The following is a 20,949-nucleotide window of genomic DNA, read 5'->3' on the forward strand; positions in this document are numbered from 1 at the left end:
CGGACAAACGCGATCCCTGTGGGAGCGAGCTTGCTCGCGATAGCAGTGTGTCAGGCAACGATGATGTCGACTGACACGGCCTCATCGCGAGCAAGCTCGCTCCCACAGGGTTTAATGTCCTGCCATGAATTCGATATCCACAAAAAACCCGGCGCATGGCCGGGTTTGTTGTTTTCGCGCGGAGTTACTTCACTGCCGCCTGCAACGCATGTTGTGCACTGCGCTTGTTCTTGATGCCGTAGCAAACCCACATGAACACCAGCCATACCGGAATCGCGTACACCGATGTCTGGATCCCCGGAATCAACAGCATCACACCGAGAATGAACAACACGAACGCCAGGCAGATGTAGTTGCCGTACGGGTACCACAGGGCCTTGAACAGCGGCGTCTGTTTGGTCTTGTTCATGTGCTGGCGGAACTTGAAGTGCGAATAGCTGATCATCGCCCAGTTGATCACCAGGGTGGCAACAACCAGCGACATCAACAGTTCCAGCGCGCTGTGCGGGATCAGGTAGTTCAGCAGCACCGCAATCAGGGTCACGGCCGCCGAGGCCAGGATCGAACGCACAGGCACGCCGCGCTTGTCGATCTTCGCCAGGCCTTTCGGCGCATCGCCCTGTTCGGCCATGCCCAGCAGCATGCGGCTGTTGCAGTAGGTGCCGCTGTTGTACACCGACAACGCCGCAGTCAGGACCACGAAGTTGAGGATGTGCGCCGCGGTGTTGCTGCCCAGCATCGAAAACACTTGCACGAACGGACTGCCGCTGTAGGAATCACCGGAGGCGTTCAGGGTGGTCAGCAAGCTGTCCCACGGGGTCAACGACAGCAGGATCACCAGGGCACCGATGTAGAAAATCAGGATCCGGTAGATCACCTGGTTGATCGCTTTCGGGATCACGGTTTTCGGCTTGTCGGCTTCGGCAGCGGTGAAACCGAGCATTTCCAGACCACCGAAGGAAAACATGATGAACGCCATGGCCATCACCAGACCGCTGACACCGTTCGGGAAGAAGCCACCGTGGGACCACAGGTTGCTCACCGCCGCTTGCGGGCCGCCATTGCCGCTGACCAGCAGGTAGCTGCCCAGGGCAATCATGCCGACGATCGCCACGACCTTGATGATCGCAAACCAGAACTCGGCCTCGCCAAACACTTTGACGTTGGCCAGGTTGATGGCGTTGATCAGCACGAAGAAGCCGGCTGCGGAGACCCAGGTCGGGATGTCCGGGGCCCAGTAATGGATGTACTTGCCGACTGCGGTCAGCTCCGACATACCCACCAGGATGTACAGAATCCAGCAGTTCCAGCCCGACAGGAAACCGGCAAAGCCGCCCCAGTACTTGTGGGCGAAGTGGCTGAAGGAGCCGGCCACCGGATCTTCGACGATCATTTCGCCCAGTTGGCGCATGATCATGAAAGCAATGAAGCCGCAGATGGCGTAGCCGAGGATCATCGACGGGCCGGCGGACTTGAGTACCCCGGCCGAGCCGAGGAACAGACCGGTACCGATCGCGCCACCTAAGGCAATCAATTGAATGTGGCGATTTTTCAGGCCGCGTTTCAGCTCGCCTGATTGCGGGTTTTGTCCACTCATGAAAAGGGTCTCACGCAAGGTTTGATGATATTCAGTAGACGTTGCTGCTCAAGAAAGGCGTTAAGCGGCACCGATCAAACCCCAGCGCAGGCACCAGGAGTTCAGCGTATTTACAACGGTCATGCGTCACCTGTTTGTTTTTATCTGTGACGAAATCGAACCCGACACGCTCGTGACGCGGCGGAGTGAACAAGGCGGATAGCCTTGAGGGTTGCGCAGATGCGCAGGAGGTCACAGGTAAAACGCGGCGCATTGTACACCTGTAACCCCCTGCTGCCAGACCCGCTGGACAAGCGTGTCTATGGCCGGGATTGCCTGTGTCCGCCCCGGGAGGCCCGGGCGGCTGCAAAAAATGGGTCAGATCCTTGCGGATCATCGACGGGAAAGGCAGGAAAACCGCCTCTCGCAGAGAGATGGAGATGGAATACGGCGTTCATTGCGCCTCCTTTTTGTTATGCACCTGCACGACAGGCATGGCGCGCATAACACCCTGCATGGAGCGGTGAAACAAGCGGGCCAGAGGGCTGGAAGGAGGAAGGAAGGCGTTGATGCGTAAGCGTTTTCTTACGGCATCCCGGGAATGGCGAATCCACGGGGCTAATCGGTGATTTTTGTCAGGTTTTCTTTACAGGCCGTAACATCGAGTTTCCATTCGGGAGAGTATGGTGTTGCCGCTGACGCCTTCGCGGGCAAGCCCGCTCCCACAGTGGATCGCGTTTCTCCAGAACAACCCGGTCTCCTGTGGGAGCGGGCTTGCCCGCGAAGAGGCCCTCAAAAACGACACAGACTTAAAGCCAGCCCAAAAAAAACGCCAACCCGAAGGTTGGCGTTTTTAACTTGTCGCTTGCAGCTTGAAGCTTACCGCTGCCTCACTCCGGCTTACGACGACCAAAGCCCGGACGCTGGCCGGAACCGGCCGGTGCGCCACGGCGCTTGCCCGATGGCGTGTCACCGTCGACCAGTTTGATCCCCGGACGCTTCGGCGCCGGCTTCGCCGGGCGCTTGGTGTCGGCCGGGCGATCGGCAACCGGCGTACCACGGCCTTCGCCACGCTCGGTACGGCCATTGGCCGGACGTGGCGTGCGTGGACCGCGTTCGCCGTCCTGGCGCGCAGCAGGCTTGCGACCTGGACGCTCGCCTTCGATCTGCGGCTCGCGGCTGGCACGTGGAGCAACAGGAGCGGCAGGCCCCCCGGCGGCTGGACGCAGGGTACGCACACGCTCGGTCTTGGCCATCGGACGCGACGACTTGCGCTGCATACGGTCAAGCTTGTCTTTGCTCTTGGCGTTCATCTGCGGCATCGCGACCGGCGTCAGGCCGACCTCGGCACTCAGAATGTCGACTTCGTACTGGCTCATTTCGCGCCAGCGGCCCATCGGCAGGTCGGAGTTGAGGAACACCGGACCGAAGCGCACGCGCTTCAGACGGCTGACCACCAGGCCCTGGGATTCCCACAGGCGACGAACTTCGCGGTTACGACCTTCCATCACCACGCAGTGGTACCAGTGGTTGAAACCTTCACCGCCTGGCGCCTGCTTGATGTCGGTGAACTTGGCCGGGCCATCTTCAAGGACAACGCCAGCCTTCAGACGCTCGATCATCTCGTCATCGACTTCGCCACGCACACGTACCGCGTATTCACGGTCCATTTCGTAGGAAGGGTGCATCAGGCGGTTGGCCAGTTCACCGTCGGTGGTGAACATCAGCAGACCGGTGGTGTTGATGTCCAGACGACCGATGTTGATCCAGCGACCTTCTTTCGGACGCGGCATCTTGTCGAACACGGTCGGACGGCCTTCCGGATCGACACGGGTGCAGATTTCGCCGTCGGGCTTGTTGTACATGATCACGCGGCGCACCGCTTCGGCGGCCTCTTCGCGCTTGATCACCTTGCCATCGATGGTGATGGCGTCGTGCATGTCGACGCGCTGGCCAAGGGTGGCGTCTTTGCCGTTGACCTTGATGCGGCCGTGGCTGATCCAGGCTTCCACGTCACGGCGCGAGCCGACGCCGATACGGGCGAGGACTTTCTGCAGTTTTTCGCCTGCTGGGCCAATTGGCTGGTCGTCTTGCTGGTCTTTGATACTCATCTGGGCACCTCCCGGTGTGGTCTGAAATCTGGGTACTTTGGCGAAGGGATCGCCGAAGGGTCGCGAATCATACGCGCATGCGGGCGTTTGCGCATCAGAGACTAGCTGATCAAGGCAAGGTTATTGGTTTTTGCGCCGAACGGTGACGTGGCGAGGTCAAGATCAAAAGATCGCAGCCTGCGGCAGCTCCTACAGGGGAATCGCATACATCTGTAGGAGCTGCCGCAGGCTGCGATCTTTTGACGTTTCAATCCTCGGATTCGCGGCGTTCGGCTTCGATGGCTTCGGCCAGAGCGAGGGCTTCGGCCTCTTCGTCGCTCAGTTCAGGCTCAGGCTCAGGCTCAGACTTTGGCTGCTCAAGCGCAGCAACCGCAGCCAGGAGTTTTTCCCGGGCCTCAGCCACGCCGAGGATGTCGTCTTCCTGCTCCGGTTCCATTTCCGGCTCAGGTTCAGGCTCGATATCGGGCTGTTCCGAATCAAACTCAGTTACCGCGCCATCACGCAACAGATCATCGAAGTCGGTCTTGATCCCCTCCTCCATGCTGTCCAGCTCCAGCAACAGCGTGTGGAAACTGGTTTCCTCCTTCGGTTCTTCCGGCTCGGCGCTGGCGTCGGCCAACGCTTGCAACCCGGCGGGTACGGGGGCGTCGTCGAAATCGAGCACCGGGTCCGGTTCCAGCTCGCGCAGTTCCGCCAGCGGTGGCAAGTCGTCGAGGTTTTTCAGGTTGAAGTGATCGAGGAACGCCTTGGTGGTGGCGAACATCGCCGGTTTGCCGGGTACGTCGCGGTAGCCGACGATGCGGATCCACTCACGCTCCATCAAGGTCTTGACGATGTTGCTGTTGACCGCCACACCCCGCACGTCTTCGATTTCGCCGCGGGTGATCGGCTGGCGGTAGGCGATCAGGGCCATGGTTTCGAGCATGGCGCGGGAGTAACGCTGCGGGCGTTCCTCCCACAGACGCCCGACCCACGGCGCAAATTTCTCGCGAATTTGCAGGCGATACCCCGAGGCCACCTCCTTGAGTTCAAACGCGCGGCCATCGCAAGACTTGGCGAGAATCGTCAGGGCCTTCTTGAAGACCGGGGGCTCCGGGCGCTCGCCCACCTCGAAGAGCTCGAACAGGCTTTCCAGGGATTGCGGCTTTCCCGAGGCCAACAGAAAGGCTTCAAGCAAGGGTGCCAGGTCACGGGGTTCAGTCAGGTTCATGTTTCGACTCGTTATTCGGCTCGGGCTCGCACGTGGATCGCGGCAAATGGCTCATTCTGCACCAGCTCGACCAGGGATTCCTTGACCAGTTCAAGGATCGCCATAAAGGTCACCACCACGCCAAGGCGCCCTTCTTCAGCAGTGAACAGCTCGACAAACGGCACGAAACCGCCGCCCTTGAGCCGCTCCAGCACATCGCTCATGCGCTCCCGGGTAGACAGCGCCTCGCGGCTGACCTGGTGGCTTTCGAACATGTCGCCACGGCGCAATACCTCGGCCATGGACAACAGCAACTCGGACAGGCGCACGTCCGGCAACAACTTGCGTGCCCGGGCCTCCGGGGCGTCGAGTTTGGGTACCACCACGTCGCGACCGACGCGGCTCAAGCCATCGATGCCTTCGGCGGCGGCCTTGAAACGCTCGTATTCCTGCAAGCGGCGGATCAGTTCGGCGCGCGGGTCGTCCTCTTCGTCTTCGACGGTTTCGGCCCGCGGCAGCAGCATCCGCGACTTGATCTCGGCCAGCATCGCGGCCATCACCAGGTACTCGGCGGCCAGTTCCAGGCGCACCGACTGCATCAACTCGACGTAGCCCATGTACTGGCGGGTGATTTCAGCCACCGGGATGTCGAGGATGTTGATGTTCTGTTTGCGGATCAGGTACAGCAGCAGGTCGAGGGGGCCTTCGAAGGCTTCGAGGAAGACCTCGAGGGCATCCGGCGGGATGTACAGGTCCAGCGGCATTTCCATGACCGCCTGGCCATAGACCATGGCGAAGGGCAGTTCCTGCTGGGCTCCAGCCTGACTGTCGACGGGTTCTACTGCGGACATCTAGGCCTCGACCATGAACGGCGCAGGGTCGCCGCAACCGACGCGGATGACTTCCGGTTCGCCGTCGGCGAGGTTGATCACGGTGGACGCCTTGATCCCGCCGAAACCGCCGTCGATGATCAGGTCGACCTGGTGCTCGAGCAACTGGCGCATTTCGTGGGGGTCATACATCGGGTCGGTTTCACCGGGCATGATCAGACTCACGCTCATCAACGGTTCGCCGAGCTGCTCCAGCAGTGCCAGGGCAATCGGATGGCTGGGCACCCGCAGGCCAATGGTGCGTTTTTTCGGGTGCAGCAACAGTCGCGGGACTTCGCGGGTGGCGTTGAGAATGAAGGTGTACGGCCCCGGCAAGTGGGCCTTGAGCAAGCGGAAAGTGCCGGTGTCGATCTTGGCGAACAGGCCCAGTTGCGACAGGTCACAGCAAATCAGCGCGAAGTTGTGCTTTTCATCCAGCCCGCGCAAACGTCGCACGCGCTCCACAGCCACCTTGTCGCCGATCTGGCAACCAATGGCGTAGGAAGAGTCTGTGGGATAAATCACCACCCCGCCCTTGCGGATGATCTCGACTGCCTGCTTGATCAGGCGCGCTTGCGGGTTTTCCGGATGAATCTGGAAAAATTGACTCACATTCTCTACCTGTTCAGACGGCGGCAATAACTGGGTCATGTTTGAATCGACACCATAGCGGTGGCAGATCCTCCGGGAGTGGCCGGTATTCACCGATCTCCGACCAGCCTCCGGGGCCATGAAAATCACTGCCGGCGCTGACCAGCAGACCGAACTCGCGGGCCAGAATGGCCAGGCTGCCCACTTGTTCGGCAGGCTGGTAACCATTGACCACTTCGATGGCGTGGCCCCCTGCTTGAATATAGTCGGCAATCAGGCGGCGTCGCTTGCTTCGAGTGAATTCGTAGTGCCAGGGGTGTGCCAGGCTGACCCAGGCCTTGGCCGCGCGCAGGGTTTCGACGGTCTCTTCCAGGGTCGGCCAGTGTTGCTTGACGTCGCCCAGCTTGCCAGCACCCAGCCATTTGCGGAACGCCTCGGCGCGATCCTTGACGAAACCTTCTCGCACCATCCAGTCCGCGAAATGCGGGCGGGCCGGCGCGTTACCGCTGTCGCCCAGCGCCTGCTGGATCTCCCGGGCGCCATCCAGCGCCCCCGGCATACCTTTGAGCGCCAGTTTGCGGCTGATTTCCTCGGAGCGTAGCCAGCGGCCATCATGCAATCTGGCGATGGCCTCGACCAACGGCGCGGCGTTCACGTCAAAACCGTAGCCCAGCACATGAATGGTCGCGCCGCCCCAGGTGCAGGACAATTCGACGCCATTGACCAGTTGCATCCCCAGCGCGGTAGCCGCGTGCCGGGCCTCGTCGAGGCCCTCAAGGGTGTCGTGATCGGTCAAGGCCAGGACTCGCACGCCTTTCTCGAACGCCCGCGCCACCAGAACCGCAGGCGCCAGGGCGCCATCGGAGGCCGTGCTATGGCAGTGCAAATCAACATTCACAGGGCTTTGTAACCTCAATTCAGCTGGCGCTATCGCGCGCCCATATGTTTGTTATTATGCCGCCACATCCTGCTTCTGGCTGCCACTGTGAAACAATTCATCGATTTCATCCCGCTCCTGCTGTTTTTCATCGTCTTCAAAATCGATCCACGGGTCGTCGACATCGCCGGCCATGAGCTCACTGTAGGCGGTATCTACAGCGCCACCGCGATGCTGATCGTCAGTTCCCTGGTGGTCTACGGCACACTGTTCATCAAACAGCGCAAGCTGGAGAAGAGCCAGTGGCTGACCCTGATCGCCTGCCTGGTCTTCGGTAGCCTGACCCTGGCGTTCCACAGCGAGACGTTCCTGAAGTGGAAAGCGCCGGTGGTCAACTGGCTGTTCGCCCTGGCGTTCATCGGCAGCCACTTCGTCGGTGACAGCCTGCTGATCAAACGCATCATGGGCCACGCGCTGACCTTGCCGGAGCCGGTCTGGACACGCCTGAACATCGCCTGGATCGCCTTCTTCCTGTTTTGCGGTGCCGCCAACCTGTTTGTCGCGTTCACCTTCCAGAGCTACTGGGTCGACTTCAAGGTCTTCGGCAGCCTGGGCATGACTTTGCTGTTCCTGGTCGGCCAGGGCATTTACCTGTCCCGCCATCTGCACGATGCCGACACCACTACGCCAAAAACCGAGGACTGACATGCTTTACGCAATCATTGCCACAGACGTCGCCAACTCCCTGGAAGCCCGCCTGGCCGCACGGCCTGCGCACCTCGAGCGCCTGCAAGTGCTCAAGGGCGAAGGTCGCATCGTATTGGCCGGCCCACACCCGGCCGTCGACAGCAATGATCCGGGCGCGGCGGGTTTCACCGGCAGCCTGATCGTCGCCGAATTCGATTCCCTGGGCGCCGCCCAGGCCTGGGCCGACGCCGATCCGTACATCGCCGCAGGCGTCTACGCCAACGTTCTGGTCAAGCCGTTCAAGCAAGTCCTGCCGTAACAATTCCCCCGCGCGGTGAACCTTGTCGGTTCATCGCGTTCTCAATCGCTCATTATTCCTGTTTATCGGCCGACAACTTGCCCAATACTCGTATTGGAATCAGGAGTCGCGATGCGCAAGGGTCCGTTGTGTCTGATGTTGGTCACGTTGTCGATCGTGGCGCCCGCCCACGGTGAAGAATACGCCGAGGGTGGAAACTCGACGCCGCTTTCCTTGAGCGCCGGCAGCCAGATCACCGAGCTGCAGCAACGCTTGAAAGAAAGCGAACGGCAACGGGAAGAACTGAACAAGCAATTGCAAACTGTCGATGGCGAACGCGAAAGCCCGCTGCTGGCCCGGTTGCGCCAGGAGAACCAGCGCTTGAAGCTGCAACTCAAGGAAGCCCAGGCCAGCAGCCCGCTGCCGCGCCTGCTGACCGACCAGCAACAATGGTTTGTCATTGGCGCCGGGGTAGCGCTATTGGCGCTGCTCTGCGGTATCTTCGCCAGTGGAGCAAGTCGAAAACGTCGACAATGGCTAAATTGAGTGAGTCATGAGCGAGCTGTTACTGATTGATGATGACCAGGAGCTGTGTGAGCTCCTGAGCAGTTGGCTGAGCCAGGAAGGGTTTCAGGTACGAGCCTGTCACGACGGCCAGAGCGCTCGCCGTGCGCTGGCCGAAACCGCTCCGGCGGCCGTGGTACTGGATGTGATGTTGCCCGATGGCAGCGGCCTGGAGCTGCTCAAGCAGTTGCGCAGCGATCACCCGGATCTGCCGGTGCTGATGCTCTCGGCCCGGGGTGAGCCCCTGGACCGTATCCTCGGCCTGGAACTGGGCGCCGATGATTACCTGGCCAAACCCTGCGATCCACGGGAACTGACCGCCCGCCTGCGCGCCGTCCTGCGCCGCAGCCACCCGGCAGCGGTGTCCAGCCAGCTGGAACTGGGCGACCTGTGTTTCAGCCCGGTGCGCGGCGTGGTCAGCATCGACGAGCAGGAGTTCACCCTCACCGTTTCCGAAAGCCGCCTGCTGGAAGCCCTGCTCAAACAGCCCGGCGAACCCCTGGACAAACAGGAACTGGCGCAGATTGCCCTCGGCCGCAAGCTGACCCTGTACGACCGCAGCCTGGACATGCACGTCAGCAACCTGCGCAAGAAGATCGGCCCACACCCCGATGGCCGTCCGCGCATCGTGGCCCTGCGCAGCCGCGGCTACTACTACAGCCTCTGAACCCTGACGACATACGGCCCCTGTAGGAGCTGCCGCAGGCTGCGATCTTTTGATCTTGCTTTTTAAGATCAAGATCAAAAGATCGCAGCCTGCGGCAGCTCCTACAGGTCGGGAGTTTTGTCAGGTCGGCGGGAAATCGTCTTTACCCAAGCTTTACCCTTCGCTGACCGCCGCTGACCTTGATCTACGTAATCTGCACTCATCCGGAACGTACCGGGAACGAGACAAGGAGATTCACCATGCGCAAGACTCTTATCGCTCTGATGTTCGCTGCTGCCCTGCCGACCGTGGCCATGGCCATACCTGAAGGCGCAGGCCCGATGGGTGGGCCGATGGACGGTTCGCGCCACGGCGGTCAGATGCACGGCATGCACGGCAAAGGCCCGTACAGTCAACTCGACCTGACCCGCGAACAGCGCGAGCAGATCCGCAAGATCATGGGCGAGCAGATGCACGAGCGTAAGCAACTGGTCGATAAGTACCTGGAGAAACTCTCGCCAGCCGACCAGAAAGCCATGAAAGACGAAATGACCGCCAAGCGCCAGAAAGCCGAAGCCGATGTGCGTGCGGTGCTGAAACCGGATCAGCAGAAGAAATTCGACGAGATCCAGAAAAAACAGGCTGAACGTCGCGCCGAGTGGGCCGAGTTCAAAGCCTGGAAAGCGCAACAACCGCAAAAAGCGCAATAATGCGTTAACCCCGGACCCGACGGCTGAACACCGTTGGGTCTGATGCTTTTGATCTACTGTAGGAGCGAGCCTGCTCGCGATGGACGTCAACGATAACGCGCGGCATCAGGCAGCCCGTGTTGTCTATGCGTTTTTCGCGAGCAAGCTCGCTCCTACATGGGATTCTGTGTTTGTTTGAGGATTTCCTGTGCGTTCATTGTTCTGGCGTATCCTGGCCAGCTTCTGGCTGGCCATCGCTCTGGTTGCAGGGCTTTCCATCCTGCTCGGGCACATGCTCAACCAGGACGCCTGGATTCTCAGCCGCCACCCGGGCCTCAACACGCTGCCCGAACAGTGGACGCAAACTTACGAAAGTCAGGGCGAAGACGCCGCCCAAGACATACTCCAGCAGCGCAAGCGCCAGTATCACATCGACGTTCAGGTGCTTAACGAGAGCGGCGATCCGGTGGTGCGCGGCACCTTCCCCAGACGTGCGGCGGCCTTTGAGGCGCGCCAGAACAATGATGACCGGCGCCTGCCATGGCGGCGTCTGACCGATGAGTTCACCAGCGAAAAAACCGGTGACACCTTCCTGTTCATCTACCGCATTCCACACCCGGAACTGGACGCCTGGCACCGCGAGAGCCTGCTCTGGCCGCTCAGTGCCCTGGGAATCGCCCTGGTGGTGCTGACCTTGTTCAGCCTGCTGGTGACCTTTTCCATCACTCGCCCGCTCAGCCGTCTGCGCGGAGCGGTGCATGACCTGGGACAAACCACGTATCAACAGAACAGCCTGGTCAAGCTGGCCAACCGTCGCGATGAGTTTGGCGTCCTGGCCAATGACTTCAACCGCATGGGTGCACGCCTGCAGAGTCTGATTGGCAGCCAGCGGCAACTGCTGCGCGATGTCTCCCACGAACTGCGCTCGCCTCTGACCCGTCTGCGTATCGCGCTGGCGCTCGCCGAACGGGCCGGCCCACAGGAACGGGAACAGCTATGGCCGCGCCTGACCCGGGAATGCGACCGACTGGAAGCGCTGATCAGCGAAATCCTGGTGCTGGCGCGGGTCGACTCCGATAACGCCAGTGCCGAAGAGGTGGATCTGAATGCCTTGCTCAATACCTTGCAGAAGGATGCTCAACTCGGTTCACCCGAGCAGCTCGTTCAACTCGAGGCCGAGTCGCAACTGAATCTGAAGGGCTGGCCGACCATGATCGAACGGGCCGTCGACAACTTGCTGCGCAACGCCCAGCGTTTCAATCCGGTGGGTGGCCTGCCGATCGAAATGCAGGCACTGCGCCAAGGTGAGCGGATCGTCGTGACCGTGCGCGATCACGGGCCCGGGGTCAGTGCCGAATATTTGAGCCAGCTCGGTGAGCCGTTCTATCGGGCGCCGGGGCAGACTGCGGCCGGACACGGCCTGGGCCTGGCCATCGCCCGGCGAGCGGCGGAGCGCCATGGCGGCTGCCTGGTGCTGGCCAACCATCCTGAAGGCGGGTTCATTGCCAGCCTGGAATTGCCGTTGGTGCCGGGAGCTGTCGTACAACCGTAAAAGATCGCAGCCTTCGGCAGCTCCTACAGAGGCACACATAACCCTGTAGGAGCTGCCGAAGGCTGCGATCTTTTGATCTTCAGGCTTTACCGGACCAAGCGCTGACAAACTCGGCCAAGTCGACCTTCTCGGCCACCCGCGGTTCTTTCTGCGGTGTGCCCAGGTACAGGAAAGCAATCACCTCTTCCCCCTCCGCCAGGCCCAACCCCTTGGCCACATGCGGCGAGTACGCCAGGTCACCGGTACGCCACACCGCACCAATACCCTGCGCATAGGCCGCCAGCAAGATCCCGTGGGCCGCACAGCCAGCCGCCAGCAACTGCTCGGACTTCGGATACTTGACGTGATCCTGCAACCGCGCAATCACCACCACCACCAGCGGTGCCCGCAGCGGATTATTGCGCGCCTTGTCGATGACCGCTTCGCTGACTTCGCCGTCCTGCAATTTCGCCGCTTCGGCCAGCAGCTCGCCCATTTGCTCGCGTGCCGCGCCTTCCACCGTCAGGAAGCGCCAAGGCTGCAAGTGACCGTGATCCGGAGCGCGCATGGCGGCGCCGAACAGCACCTCGCGCTGCTCGGCAGTGGGTGCAGGGTCAATCAGTCGCGGAACGGAAACACGGTTGAGCAAAGCGTCGAGAGCCTGCATCGGCCACCTCCTGAAAAATTTGTGCGGCTATTCTAGCTGTAACTGCCGCAGCAGTGCCGGTTTACATGCCCTGCCTCACAGGTAGAATGGCGCCCTTTCCTCTATCAGCCGAGCGGACCTCATGGCGTTGCCGACCTTACGGATCATTGGTTTCATCATCGGCATCTTCCTGATCACGCTGGCGATCTCCATGGTCATACCCATGGCCACGCTGGTCATTTTCGACCGCACCAGCGATCTGCCGTCGTTCCTCTGGGCCAGCATGATCACCTTTGTCGCCGGTTTGGCGCTGGTGATTCCGGGGCGCCCCGAGCACGTGCACCTGCGCCCCCGGGACATGTACCTGCTGACCGTCAGTAGCTGGCTGGTGGTGTGCATCTTCGCCGCGCTGCCGTTCCTGCTGACCCAACACATCAGCTACACCGACTCGTTCTTCGAAAGCATGTCCGGGATCACCGCCACTGGCGCGACCGTACTCAGCGGCCTGGACACCATGTCCCCCGGCATCCTGATGTGGCGCTCGTTGCTGCACTGGCTCGGCGGCATCGGCTTCATCGGCATGGCGGTGGCAATTCTGCCGCTGCTGCGCATCGGTGGCATGCGGCTGTTCCAGACCGAATCGTCGGACCGCTCGGAAAAAGTCATGCCCCGCTCGCACATGGTGGCGCGCCTGATCGTGGCGACCTACGTCGGCATTACCATTATCGGCAGCCTGGCGTTCTGGTGGGCCGGGATGAGCCTGTTCGACGCGATCAACCACGCGATGTCGGCGATTTCCACCGGCGGCTTCTCCACCTCCGACCAGTCTTTGGCCAAGTGGCCGGAGCCTGCGGTGCATTGGGTCGCGATCGTCGTCATGATTCTCGGGGCCCTGCCGTTCACCCTGTATGTCGCCACCTTGCGGGGTAACCGTCGGGCGCTGATCAAGGATGAACAGGTTCAAGGCCTGCTCGGCATGCTGCTGGTGACCTGGCTGGTGCTCGGCACCTGGTATTGGTGGACGACCCAGCTGCATTGGCTGGAGGCGTTGCGGCACGTGGCGCTGAACGTGACGTCGGTAGTGACCACCACCGGTTTTGCACTGGGGGACTACAGCCTTTGGGGCAATTTCTCGCTGATGCTGTTCTTCTATCTGGGGTTTGTCGGCGGTTGTTCCGGCTCGACTGCAGGCGGTATCAAGATTTTCCGCTTCCAGGTGGCCTATATCCTGCTCAAGGCCAACCTTAACCAGCTGATTCATCCGCGCGCGGTGATCAAGCAGAAGTACAACGGTCACCGCCTCGACGAAGAAATTGTGCGTTCGATCCTGACCTTTTCGTTCTTCTTTGCGATCACCATCTGCGTGATTGCGCTGCTGCTGTCGCTGCTCGGCGTGGACTGGATGACCGCCCTCACCGGCGCGGCCAGTACCGTGTCCGGTGTCGGCCCGGGGCTCGGTGAGACCATCGGCCCGGCAGGTAACTTCGCGACCCTGCCGGATGCCGCCAAGTGGATTCTGTCGTTCGGCATGCTGCTCGGCCGACTGGAGATCATCACTGTGTTTGTGCTGTGTATTCCAGCATTTTGGCGTCATTGACCGCTTCAGGTGCCTGCATCAGCCGCATCCGGTACTCGCCGGGTGTGGCATCGAACCAGCGGCGGAAAGCGCGGAAGAAGTTGCTCGGATCGGCGAACCCCAGCAAGTAGGCGATTTCCAGCAAGGTCATGTTCGGTTGCGCCAGGTACTGCTCGGCCAGTTCGCGCCGGGTATCGTCCAGCAGCGCCTGAAAACTCGTGCCCTCTTCCTGCAAGCGCCGTTGCAGGGTGCGCTGGGAAAGGTGCAGCGTCTGCGCCACGGTGTCGCGCTTGGGCTCGCCCTGGGGCAACAGGCGGCACAACACCTGCCGCGCCTTGTGCGTCACGCGGCTTTCGGAAAAGCGCGCCAGGTACTCACCGGCAAAGCGGTCATGCAGCAACGCCATGGCTTCGTTGGCCGTCGGCAAGGGCGCTTCCATGTCCGCACGCTCGAAAATCAGCGCATCGTAAGACGCGTTGAACACCAGCGGTGCATGGAAAGCTTGTTTATAGGGGGCCGGATTGGCCGGCTCGGCGCCTTGCAGCAACACTTTGCGTGGTTGCAACGTACGCCCGGTCAACCAGCTGCACAGCGCCAGCGCGCAGGCCAGTGAAGCTTCGGCGCTCTGCCGGGTCGGCGGCAGATGGTCGCCATGCACCGTCAGAATCAGCGCATAGCCTTCATCCAACAGTTGGAAACTCAGGTCGGCACTTTCGGCGATGATCCGCTGATAGCGCACCAGACGCTGAAAACCTTCGGCCAGTGTCTGGCTGGACATCAAGGCATAACCGGTCACATGGAACTGCGCCGGTCGCACCACCTTGCCCATGTTCAGGCCGATGGCCGGGTTGCCGGACAGTTCGACCGCGCGTTGCCACAGCCGTGTCATGGAATCTTGCGGGAAGCGTGCATCCGGATCATCCAGTGCCGCGTAGTCGAGCCCCAGCTGCTTGAACAGAACCCGGCAATCCAGGCCGTCCATCTCCAGCGCTTTGACAATCCCCATCGCCCAGCTTGCAGAAGTCGTTCGTTCGCTCATGGCGTTTTCTTACATGGTGAGCCGCATGCGACGGCTATTGACCGAAGGATACTAAAGTGGCGCCTATTGTCACTGGCTGATGCCATTGATCACTCTAGACTCAAATAAGCTACCCGCAGAACAACTTGCAGCCAGAACAATAACCACAGAGATCGCAGTCGTGGAAAACATCAAGCGCTTCAACAGCTTTGCTGAGTTTTACCCTTACTACCTCAGCGAGCACAGCAACAGTACCTGCCGCCGATTGCATTTTATCGGCACGACGCTGGTTATCTTGATACTGGCGCTGACCGTTGGTCGCGGAGCCTGGATGCTGTTGTGGGCCCTGCCTGTAGCGGGTTACAGCTTTGCCTGGGTCGGGCATTTCTTCTTCGAGAAGAACCGCCCGGCAACGTTCCAACACCCCTTCTACAGCCTGCTCGGCGATTTTGTCATGTACCGGGACATGGTGCTGGGGCGCGTTCCGTTCTAGAGAACATCCGTCACAAGAGAGTTGCCTATGAATGCCAATGCCCGCTTCACCCACATGAAGGACGGCACACAGGAAGACTGGGCGATTATCGCCGCAGACTTCAGTGCCTACGCGCGACAACTGCCGACAAGGATTGTGGCGCACCTGAAGTTACTGGAGGGGGATTTTGGCGGGTTCCCAGTGGATCGCCTGACCCATTCCCTGCAAACCGCCACCCGCGCCTTTCGTGATGGTCGCGACGAAGAATACGTGGTCTGCGCCCTGCTCCATGACATCGGCGACACCCTGGGCTCCTACAACCACCCGGACATCGCCGCAGCGATCCTCAAGCCGTTCGTCAGCGCCGAGAACCTGTGGATGGTGGAGAAACACGGGATTTTCCAGGGCTACTACTTCTTTCATCACCTGGGCATGGATCGGCATCTGCGTGAGCAGTTCCAGGACCATCCGCAATACCAGGCGACCGTCGAGTTCTGTGCCAGATACGATGCAGCGGCGTTTGATCCGGCGTATGACACGCTGCCGTTGAGCTTTTTCGAGCCGATGATGGAGCGGTTGTTTGCCCGGCCGAGGAACTCGATCTACAAGGCGGCGATGGAAGAGCGCTCGCCGGCCTGACAGGACCGCTACGCGGTCCATTCGCGGGCAAGCCCGCTCCCACAGGGTTATCTGGCGACCACAAGTTTTGTGCTCACCTTCACCCACTGTGGGAGCGGGCTTGCCCGCGAATCGGCCAGCACCAACACCGAATGACTGTCAGGCCAACTCGGCAACCTTGGCCGCCTTCATCTGCGCCTCCCGCGCCTGGGCATCCGCCAACCGGTACAACTCGATCGAACCATCCCAATGCTCGATCAGCGCCGTGCACGACTCCACCCAGTCGCCGCAATTGAGGTAGTCCACCTCGCCCACCTTGCGAATCTCGGCATGGTGAATGTGTCCGCACACCACGCCGTGCAGCTTGCGCTTGACGCATTCATGGGCGATGGCTTCTTCGAAGTCGCTGATGAAGCTGACCGCGGTTTTCACCTTGTGCTTGAGGTAGGCCGACAGCGACCAGTAGCCGTAGCCATATCGCGCACGCCAATGATTGAGCCAGCGGTTGAGGGTCAGGGTGAATTCGTAGGCCGAGTCACCGAGAAAGGCCAGCCAGCGATGATAACGGGTGATCACATCGAACTGGTCGCCATGGATCACCAGCAGATGCCGGCCGTCGGCGGTGACGTGCACGGCTTCGTCCACCAACTGGATATTGCCCAGGATCAGCTTCGAATAGCGGCGCAGGAACTCGTCGTGGTTGCCGGTGACGTAGATCACCTCGGTGCCACGCTTGCTCATGGTCAGCAGGCGACGGATCACGTTGGTGTGCGCTTGCGGCCAATACATGCCACCGCGCAGTTTCCAGCCGTCGATGATGTCTCCGACCAGGTAGATTTTGTCCGCGTGGTAGCCCTTGAGAAACTGCGACAGGTGTTCAGCCTGGCAATCCCGGGTGCCCAAATGCACGTCGGAAATCCATAACGTCCGTACGCGTTGTTTACGGGTGGGTTTGGCGAGCTCGGCGCTGGTCATGGGCAACCCTCTGGACATGTTTTGTAAAGTTTGCGCTGGTCGAGTTAATGGTCCATGACAGCACCAAGTCAGTCGTGTGACAGCGCTTATCAGCCTGCCCGGGTGTAGACTGGCGGCCTGATACGGGAGACCCGCGATGAGACCGATCCTCACGCTCCGCCAATACAGCCACGACCTGATCGTCCACAGCCACGACCACGCGCAACTGGTGTTCGGGCTTTCGGGCGCGCTGGATTTCGAGGTCGACGGCCGTGGCAGCCAGGTGGTCCAGCAGAGTTTCGTGGTGGTGCCCTCCGGCGCGCATCACGCGTGTGGCAGCGCCAATGGCAGTCGCTGCCTGGTGCTGGATGTGCCCAGCGAACAATGGGTTTCGCAGTCATTGGGCGATCACGCCGAGTCCAGCCGACGCTTGCTCGACAACGCCGGCCGCCTGCCCCTGGACGCGGGACAAAGCCAATTGGTCAGTTGGCTGGCGAACAGTCCGGTCGAGGATCCGCTGATCGCACAACAAGGTGCGGTGCTGTTGCTGGCCAGCCTCAACAACGCCAGGCCCGACGCCGTCGGCGGTCGGCGCCTGCCCTATGCCGCGCTGAATGCACACATCGATCAGTACGCGGCGTACCCGCTGCAGGTGGCCGACCTGGCCCGGGTGGCCGGCCTCTCCAGTGCCCGTTTGCATGCACGGTTCGTGGCTGAATGCGGGCAGACGCCGATGGACTACATCCGCAGCCGACGCCTGCACATCGCGGTGGGCATGCTGCGCAACTCGGCGCTGCCCATCGGCGAGATTGCCAGCCGCGTCGGCTACAGCTCCCAGAGTGCCTTCGCGGCGGCGGTGCTGCGCGAATTCGGGGCATCGCCCGGGAAACTGCGGCGCGAGGCTGGCGACAAAAAACGCTAGTCTGCCGACAGACTTGACGGGCCATTACGCGCTTCAATGAGGCCTCTGTTCGTTTGTCATCAAGGATTGCAATGACTCCCCGTACCGCGCTTGGCGCCTTGCATATCGGCGCATTGATGTTCGGCCTGACCGGCGTGTTCGGCAAACTGGCTGCCGCATCACCAGCCATCATCGTGTTCGGCCGTGCGGCTTTTGCCGTGCTCGCGCTGGCGTTTTTTGCACGGTTCGCCAGCCAGACGCGCTGGCAGAAACTCGAGGCCGTGGACTGGCGTCGACTGCTGCTCAGCGGCTTGTTGCTCGCCGGACACTGGGTGAGTTTCTTCATTGCGGTGAAAGTCGCAGGCGTGGCGATTGCAACGCTCGGCTTCGCCAGTTTCCCGGCCTTTACCGTGATCCTCGAAGGGTTGATCTTCCGCGAGCGCATTCGCGCCAATGAGGTTGTGCTGGTGCTGCTGGTGAGTGTCGGCCTGGTACTGGTCACGCCTGATTTTGACCTGGCCAGCGGCGCCACCACCGGCTTGCTGTGGGCCGTGGGTTCCGGCTTGTTGTTCGCCCTGCTGTCGCTGACCAACCGTGCCAGCTCCGGGCGCGTCCCGCCCGTGCAGGCCGCGCTGTGCCAGAACGTGGTGGTTGCCCTGTGCCTGCTGCCGGTGGCGGCGTCTCAACTGAGTGAAGTACGCGCCATCGACTGGCTGTGGATCGGCCTGCTCGGTGTGTTCTGTACCGGTGTCGCCCACAGCCTGTTCGTCGCCAGCCTGGCGGTGATCAAGGCACGCACCGCCGCCGTGGTGTTCGCCCTGGAGCCGGTCTACGGCATCACCGTCGCCTGGCTGCTGTTCAACGAAAACCCGACCCTGCGCATGTTGCTGGGAGGGGCGTTGATCATTGTGGCAATCGTGGTGTCCAGCAGGCTCTCAAGCAGTTCGAGCAAGAAAGCCGTTACCGCCGAGGCGGCGTCTCACTGAGTGCGGTCGTTGTGTCCCAAGTCGCGGTCCGGGTCGATCTGGTCGCGGACCCGCTGCTTGAGCACTTTGGCTTCAGGGAAGCCGCCGTCCGCCTTGCGCTCCCAGATCTGCACGGCGTCACAGAACACATGAAAGACCCCGCCGGTGCCCGGCACCAGGGAGACTTTACCCAGGTCGTCACCAAAGGTGCTGAGCAGTTCCTGAGCCAGCCAGGCCGCACGCAACAGCCACTGGCATTGCGTGCAATAGGTGATGACGATTTCCGGTTTGTGGGCGGTCATGACGGGGCTTGACTCCAGAGTTTGACGACGCCGCTATGATAGCCCGGCCGGTGACTGTCGCGTTGGCTGATCAAGTTGTGCCTCCAGCCCGAACGCAGGCTCGATCATGGCCAAAGCCAATGGCTGCCTGGTCTCGCCTGGGCTGATCACGTCCCAACTCGACGCCATGGACAGCTCCTCCAGGTTGAGCCGGTACTCATCGTCAGTGGCGGATTCGCCGGACATCGCCAAACCCGGAGCCACCGCCACGGCAGCAGCGACCGGGATGGAATGACGGTTATCGACCCACTCAAGCTCATCATTGGCTGGCACCCCGTCGCGCTGCGCAGTGGGCGATTGCGTGACGGGCGGCCAGATCACTGGCTCGGTAAAAAACTCAGCCGGCTCATGCGGCGACGGCAGCGCCTCTGAAGCCGTGGCCTGATGCTGCTGGCGCCGGCGGCGAACAAACCAGCCCAGCGCCAGCAACGCCATCAGCGCTGACACGCCGGCAATCTGCAACCAGCCAACCCCGGGGGTTTCAGCAATGGCGGGGGCCGGTGCCGCTGCATCAGAAACCATGGGTTGCGCCTTTACCTTCTTGAGCTCAGCCAGCTGGGTTTGCAGCTCGGCCAACTGCTGTTTCTGGCCGTTGATCTGCTCATCCTGGTTTTTCAGCTTCGCATTGAGCTCATCGACAGTGGATTGCAACCGGTGGTTTTGCAGGGTGCTGGCAGCCAGTTGCTCCACAGCGGGATCGACCATGGAGACGTCAGTTGCTGGCGTCGTCTTTGCCACGGGGGGCGGCGTTTCGACCGGTTGAACCCTGGGGAATGCGGACGCCGGGGAACTGGAAACCGGTTCATCGGTGGCGGGAACAATGCCTGGCGAACCCGGCGGATCGATCAGTACCGTGTACTCGCGTAATAACCGGCCACCGGGCTGATTGAGCTGAACGAGGAAATTCAGGAAGGGTTCACTGACCGGTTTGCTGGATGTCACCTGGATCACGCTGCGCTTGCCGCGCAGGACCGGGGTGAATTTCAGGTTGTCGAGGAAAAAGACCCGGTCGACCCCGGCACGGCTGAACTCGTCTGCCGTTGCCAGGCTCACCGACAGCTCTCCCTCCTCCAGGCCAGCCGCATCCACCAGGGCGATATCGGCACGCAGCGGTTGATTCAGCGCCGAATGCAGGGTGATTTCACCCAGGCCCAATGCCGGTGCCCATGCCGAGTAAGTGATCGCCACCCCGGCCAGCAACCCCTGTGAACAACCGCGCAAAACCAACCGCCAACACTTGAGCATGAGCATCCTTGAGATCTACAAAAACTACCCGAACGCGTTCGTACATCCGTTACGAACACGATATTGCCGAGTAGTTCTTATAGTCTGCGCAATGCAGTCTCTCAAAGGCCTGGCAGTCGGTTATGCCTCAGGATTTTTCAAGGTTGCCCAGGATATGCCCGTGAACCCGCATGCACACCTTCAAATCCGCCTCATCGACGCCTTCAAACAGTTCGTGACGCAGTTGCGTGGCAATGGTTTCAATTTGTTCGATCAGGGGACGCGCCGGGGCGCAGAGCACGATTTTCTTCGCCCGACGGTCTTCCAGCACCGCCTGGCGTTGCACCAGCCCCTGGCTTTCCAGACTGTCGAGCAAACGGGCCAGGGTCGGGCCTTCGACGCCAACGCTTTGTGCCAGCTCCCGCTGGGTCGGAGCTTCTTCGAAACGGGCCAGGTGCAGCAGCACCAGCCAGCGCGCCTGGGACAAGCCCATGCCCGCCAGTCGGCGGTCCAGTTCGGCACGCCAGCCACGGGACATCTGGGCCAATTGCATGCCAAAGCGGTGTTGATCGGTTAACGGCATAAAACACTCATGATTAGACTGAA

General features: G+C 61.1%; 23 protein-coding genes. 11 read left to right on the forward strand and 12 right to left on the reverse strand.

The window, feature by feature from the left end; translation table 11 throughout:
- Window positions 1–184: 184 nt before the first annotated feature.
- The 6 genes from AC3WJW_RS01450 to AC3WJW_RS01475 all read right to left on the reverse strand — a co-directional run bounded on the left by AC3WJW_RS01450 (window position 185) and on the right by AC3WJW_RS01475 (window position 7,234).
- The gene (locus tag AC3WJW_RS01450; RefSeq protein WP_493724875.1) at window positions 185–1,597 is read right to left on the reverse strand and encodes an amino acid permease; all 1,413 of its coding nucleotides are present in this window, start codon (window positions 1,595–1,597) and stop codon (window positions 185–187) included.
- 869 nt (window positions 1,598–2,466) lie between these two features.
- Window positions 2,467–3,687, reverse strand: coding sequence for a 23S rRNA pseudouridine(2605) synthase RluB (rluB, locus tag AC3WJW_RS01455; protein WP_493724876.1), 1,221 nt, complete (start codon window positions 3,685–3,687; stop codon window positions 2,467–2,469).
- Between the two features lie 247 nt (window positions 3,688–3,934).
- Entirely contained in the window at window positions 3,935–4,897 is a 963-nt protein-coding gene (gene scpB, locus AC3WJW_RS01460; protein ID WP_493724877.1) for an SMC-Scp complex subunit ScpB, read from the reverse strand.
- Between the two features lie 11 nt (window positions 4,898–4,908).
- Window positions 4,909–5,727, reverse strand: a complete 819-nt coding sequence (locus AC3WJW_RS01465; RefSeq protein WP_056721489.1) for a segregation and condensation protein A — start codon at window positions 5,725–5,727, stop codon at window positions 4,909–4,911.
- Window positions 5,728–6,357, reverse strand: coding sequence for an L-threonylcarbamoyladenylate synthase (locus tag AC3WJW_RS01470; protein ID WP_033047950.1), 630 nt, complete (start codon window positions 6,355–6,357; stop codon window positions 5,728–5,730).
- Window positions 6,358–6,370: 13 nt separating this feature from the next.
- Window positions 6,371–7,234: a PHP domain-containing protein gene (locus AC3WJW_RS01475; protein WP_102699471.1), complete on the reverse strand. Its 864-nt coding sequence runs from the start codon at window positions 7,232–7,234 to the stop codon at window positions 6,371–6,373.
- An 87-nt stretch (window positions 7,235–7,321) separates the two neighbouring features.
- On the opposite strand from AC3WJW_RS01475, the gene AC3WJW_RS01480 reads away from it, so the two are divergent.
- The 6 genes from AC3WJW_RS01480 to AC3WJW_RS01505 all read left to right on the forward strand — a co-directional run bounded on the left by AC3WJW_RS01480 (window position 7,322) and on the right by AC3WJW_RS01505 (window position 11,649).
- Window positions 7,322–7,918, forward strand: coding sequence for a septation protein A (locus AC3WJW_RS01480; RefSeq protein WP_102699472.1), 597 nt, complete (start codon window positions 7,322–7,324; stop codon window positions 7,916–7,918).
- Between the two features lies 1 nt (window position 7,919).
- The gene (locus AC3WJW_RS01485) at window positions 7,920–8,219 is read left to right on the forward strand and encodes a YciI family protein (protein WP_007975297.1); all 300 of its coding nucleotides are present in this window, start codon (window positions 7,920–7,922) and stop codon (window positions 8,217–8,219) included.
- A 111-nt stretch (window positions 8,220–8,330) separates the two neighbouring features.
- Window positions 8,331–8,744: an SH3 domain-containing protein gene (locus tag AC3WJW_RS01490; protein ID WP_102699474.1), complete on the forward strand. Its 414-nt coding sequence runs from the start codon at window positions 8,331–8,333 to the stop codon at window positions 8,742–8,744.
- 7 nt (window positions 8,745–8,751) lie between these two features.
- Window positions 8,752–9,429, forward strand: coding sequence for a response regulator transcription factor (locus tag AC3WJW_RS01495; RefSeq protein WP_007975295.1), 678 nt, complete (start codon window positions 8,752–8,754; stop codon window positions 9,427–9,429).
- 239 nt (window positions 9,430–9,668) lie between these two features.
- Complete coding sequence (locus AC3WJW_RS01500) at window positions 9,669–10,118, forward strand: Spy/CpxP family protein refolding chaperone (protein WP_493724878.1); 450 nt, start codon at window positions 9,669–9,671, stop codon at window positions 10,116–10,118.
- A 187-nt stretch (window positions 10,119–10,305) separates the two neighbouring features.
- Entirely contained in the window at window positions 10,306–11,649 is a 1,344-nt protein-coding gene (locus AC3WJW_RS01505) for a sensor histidine kinase (protein ID WP_493724879.1), read from the forward strand.
- A gap of 79 nt (window positions 11,650–11,728) precedes the next feature.
- On the opposite strand, the gene AC3WJW_RS01510 is transcribed toward AC3WJW_RS01505, so the two are convergent.
- A complete protein-coding gene (locus tag AC3WJW_RS01510) occupies window positions 11,729–12,295 on the reverse strand; it encodes an NAD(P)H nitroreductase (protein WP_493724880.1) in 567 nt (188 codons plus the stop codon).
- Between the two features lie 121 nt (window positions 12,296–12,416).
- Between AC3WJW_RS01510 and AC3WJW_RS01515 the strand changes: the two genes are divergently transcribed.
- Window positions 12,417–13,871 (forward strand): TrkH family potassium uptake protein, encoded by a 1,455-nt coding sequence (locus tag AC3WJW_RS01515; RefSeq protein ID WP_493724881.1) that lies wholly within the window; start codon window positions 12,417–12,419, stop codon window positions 13,869–13,871.
- Here the strand turns inward: AC3WJW_RS01515 and AC3WJW_RS01520 are convergent.
- Window positions 13,828–14,889, reverse strand: coding sequence for an AraC family transcriptional regulator (locus AC3WJW_RS01520; RefSeq protein WP_493724882.1), 1,062 nt, complete (start codon window positions 14,887–14,889; stop codon window positions 13,828–13,830). The two genes, AC3WJW_RS01515 and AC3WJW_RS01520, sit on opposite strands and share 44 nt — an antisense overlap.
- 160 nt (window positions 14,890–15,049) lie before the next feature.
- On the opposite strand from AC3WJW_RS01520, the gene AC3WJW_RS01525 reads away from it, so the two are divergent.
- Window positions 15,050–15,361, forward strand: a complete 312-nt coding sequence (locus tag AC3WJW_RS01525; protein ID WP_007975287.1) for an Mpo1-like protein — start codon at window positions 15,050–15,052, stop codon at window positions 15,359–15,361.
- 27 nt (window positions 15,362–15,388) lie between these two features.
- Window positions 15,389–15,979, forward strand: a complete 591-nt coding sequence (locus tag AC3WJW_RS01530) for an HD domain-containing protein (protein ID WP_493724883.1) — start codon at window positions 15,389–15,391, stop codon at window positions 15,977–15,979.
- 138 nt (window positions 15,980–16,117) lie between these two features.
- On the opposite strand, the gene AC3WJW_RS01535 is transcribed toward AC3WJW_RS01530, so the two are convergent.
- Window positions 16,118–16,933 carry a UDP-2,3-diacylglucosamine diphosphatase gene (locus AC3WJW_RS01535; protein ID WP_493724884.1) on the reverse strand — a complete coding sequence of 272 codons (816 nt, stop codon included), beginning with the start codon at window positions 16,931–16,933 and terminating at the stop codon, window positions 16,118–16,120.
- A gap of 136 nt (window positions 16,934–17,069) precedes the next feature.
- On the opposite strand from AC3WJW_RS01535, the gene AC3WJW_RS01540 reads away from it, so the two are divergent.
- Complete coding sequence (locus tag AC3WJW_RS01540; RefSeq protein WP_493724885.1) at window positions 17,070–17,834, forward strand: helix-turn-helix transcriptional regulator; 765 nt, start codon at window positions 17,070–17,072, stop codon at window positions 17,832–17,834.
- 71 nt (window positions 17,835–17,905) lie between these two features.
- The gene (locus AC3WJW_RS01545; RefSeq protein ID WP_493724886.1) at window positions 17,906–18,799 is read left to right on the forward strand and encodes a DMT family transporter; all 894 of its coding nucleotides are present in this window, start codon (window positions 17,906–17,908) and stop codon (window positions 18,797–18,799) included.
- On the opposite strand, the gene AC3WJW_RS01550 is transcribed toward AC3WJW_RS01545, so the two are convergent.
- The 3 genes from AC3WJW_RS01550 to AC3WJW_RS01560 form a co-directional block, all read right to left on the reverse strand.
- Window positions 18,793–19,080: an Rdx family protein gene (locus tag AC3WJW_RS01550; RefSeq protein WP_095963812.1), complete on the reverse strand. Its 288-nt coding sequence runs from the start codon at window positions 19,078–19,080 to the stop codon at window positions 18,793–18,795. The genes AC3WJW_RS01545 and AC3WJW_RS01550 overlap by 7 nt on opposite strands.
- A 33-nt stretch (window positions 19,081–19,113) precedes the next feature.
- The gene (locus AC3WJW_RS01555) at window positions 19,114–20,364 is read right to left on the reverse strand and encodes a type IV pilus assembly protein FimV (protein ID WP_493724887.1); all 1,251 of its coding nucleotides are present in this window, start codon (window positions 20,362–20,364) and stop codon (window positions 19,114–19,116) included.
- 127 nt (window positions 20,365–20,491) lie between these two features.
- Entirely contained in the window at window positions 20,492–20,926 is a 435-nt protein-coding gene (locus tag AC3WJW_RS01560) for a MarR family transcriptional regulator (RefSeq protein ID WP_007984163.1), read from the reverse strand.
- Window positions 20,927–20,949: the final 23 nt, after the last annotated feature.

The organism is Pseudomonas sp. GW821-FHT07G06 (assembly GCF_058986625.1).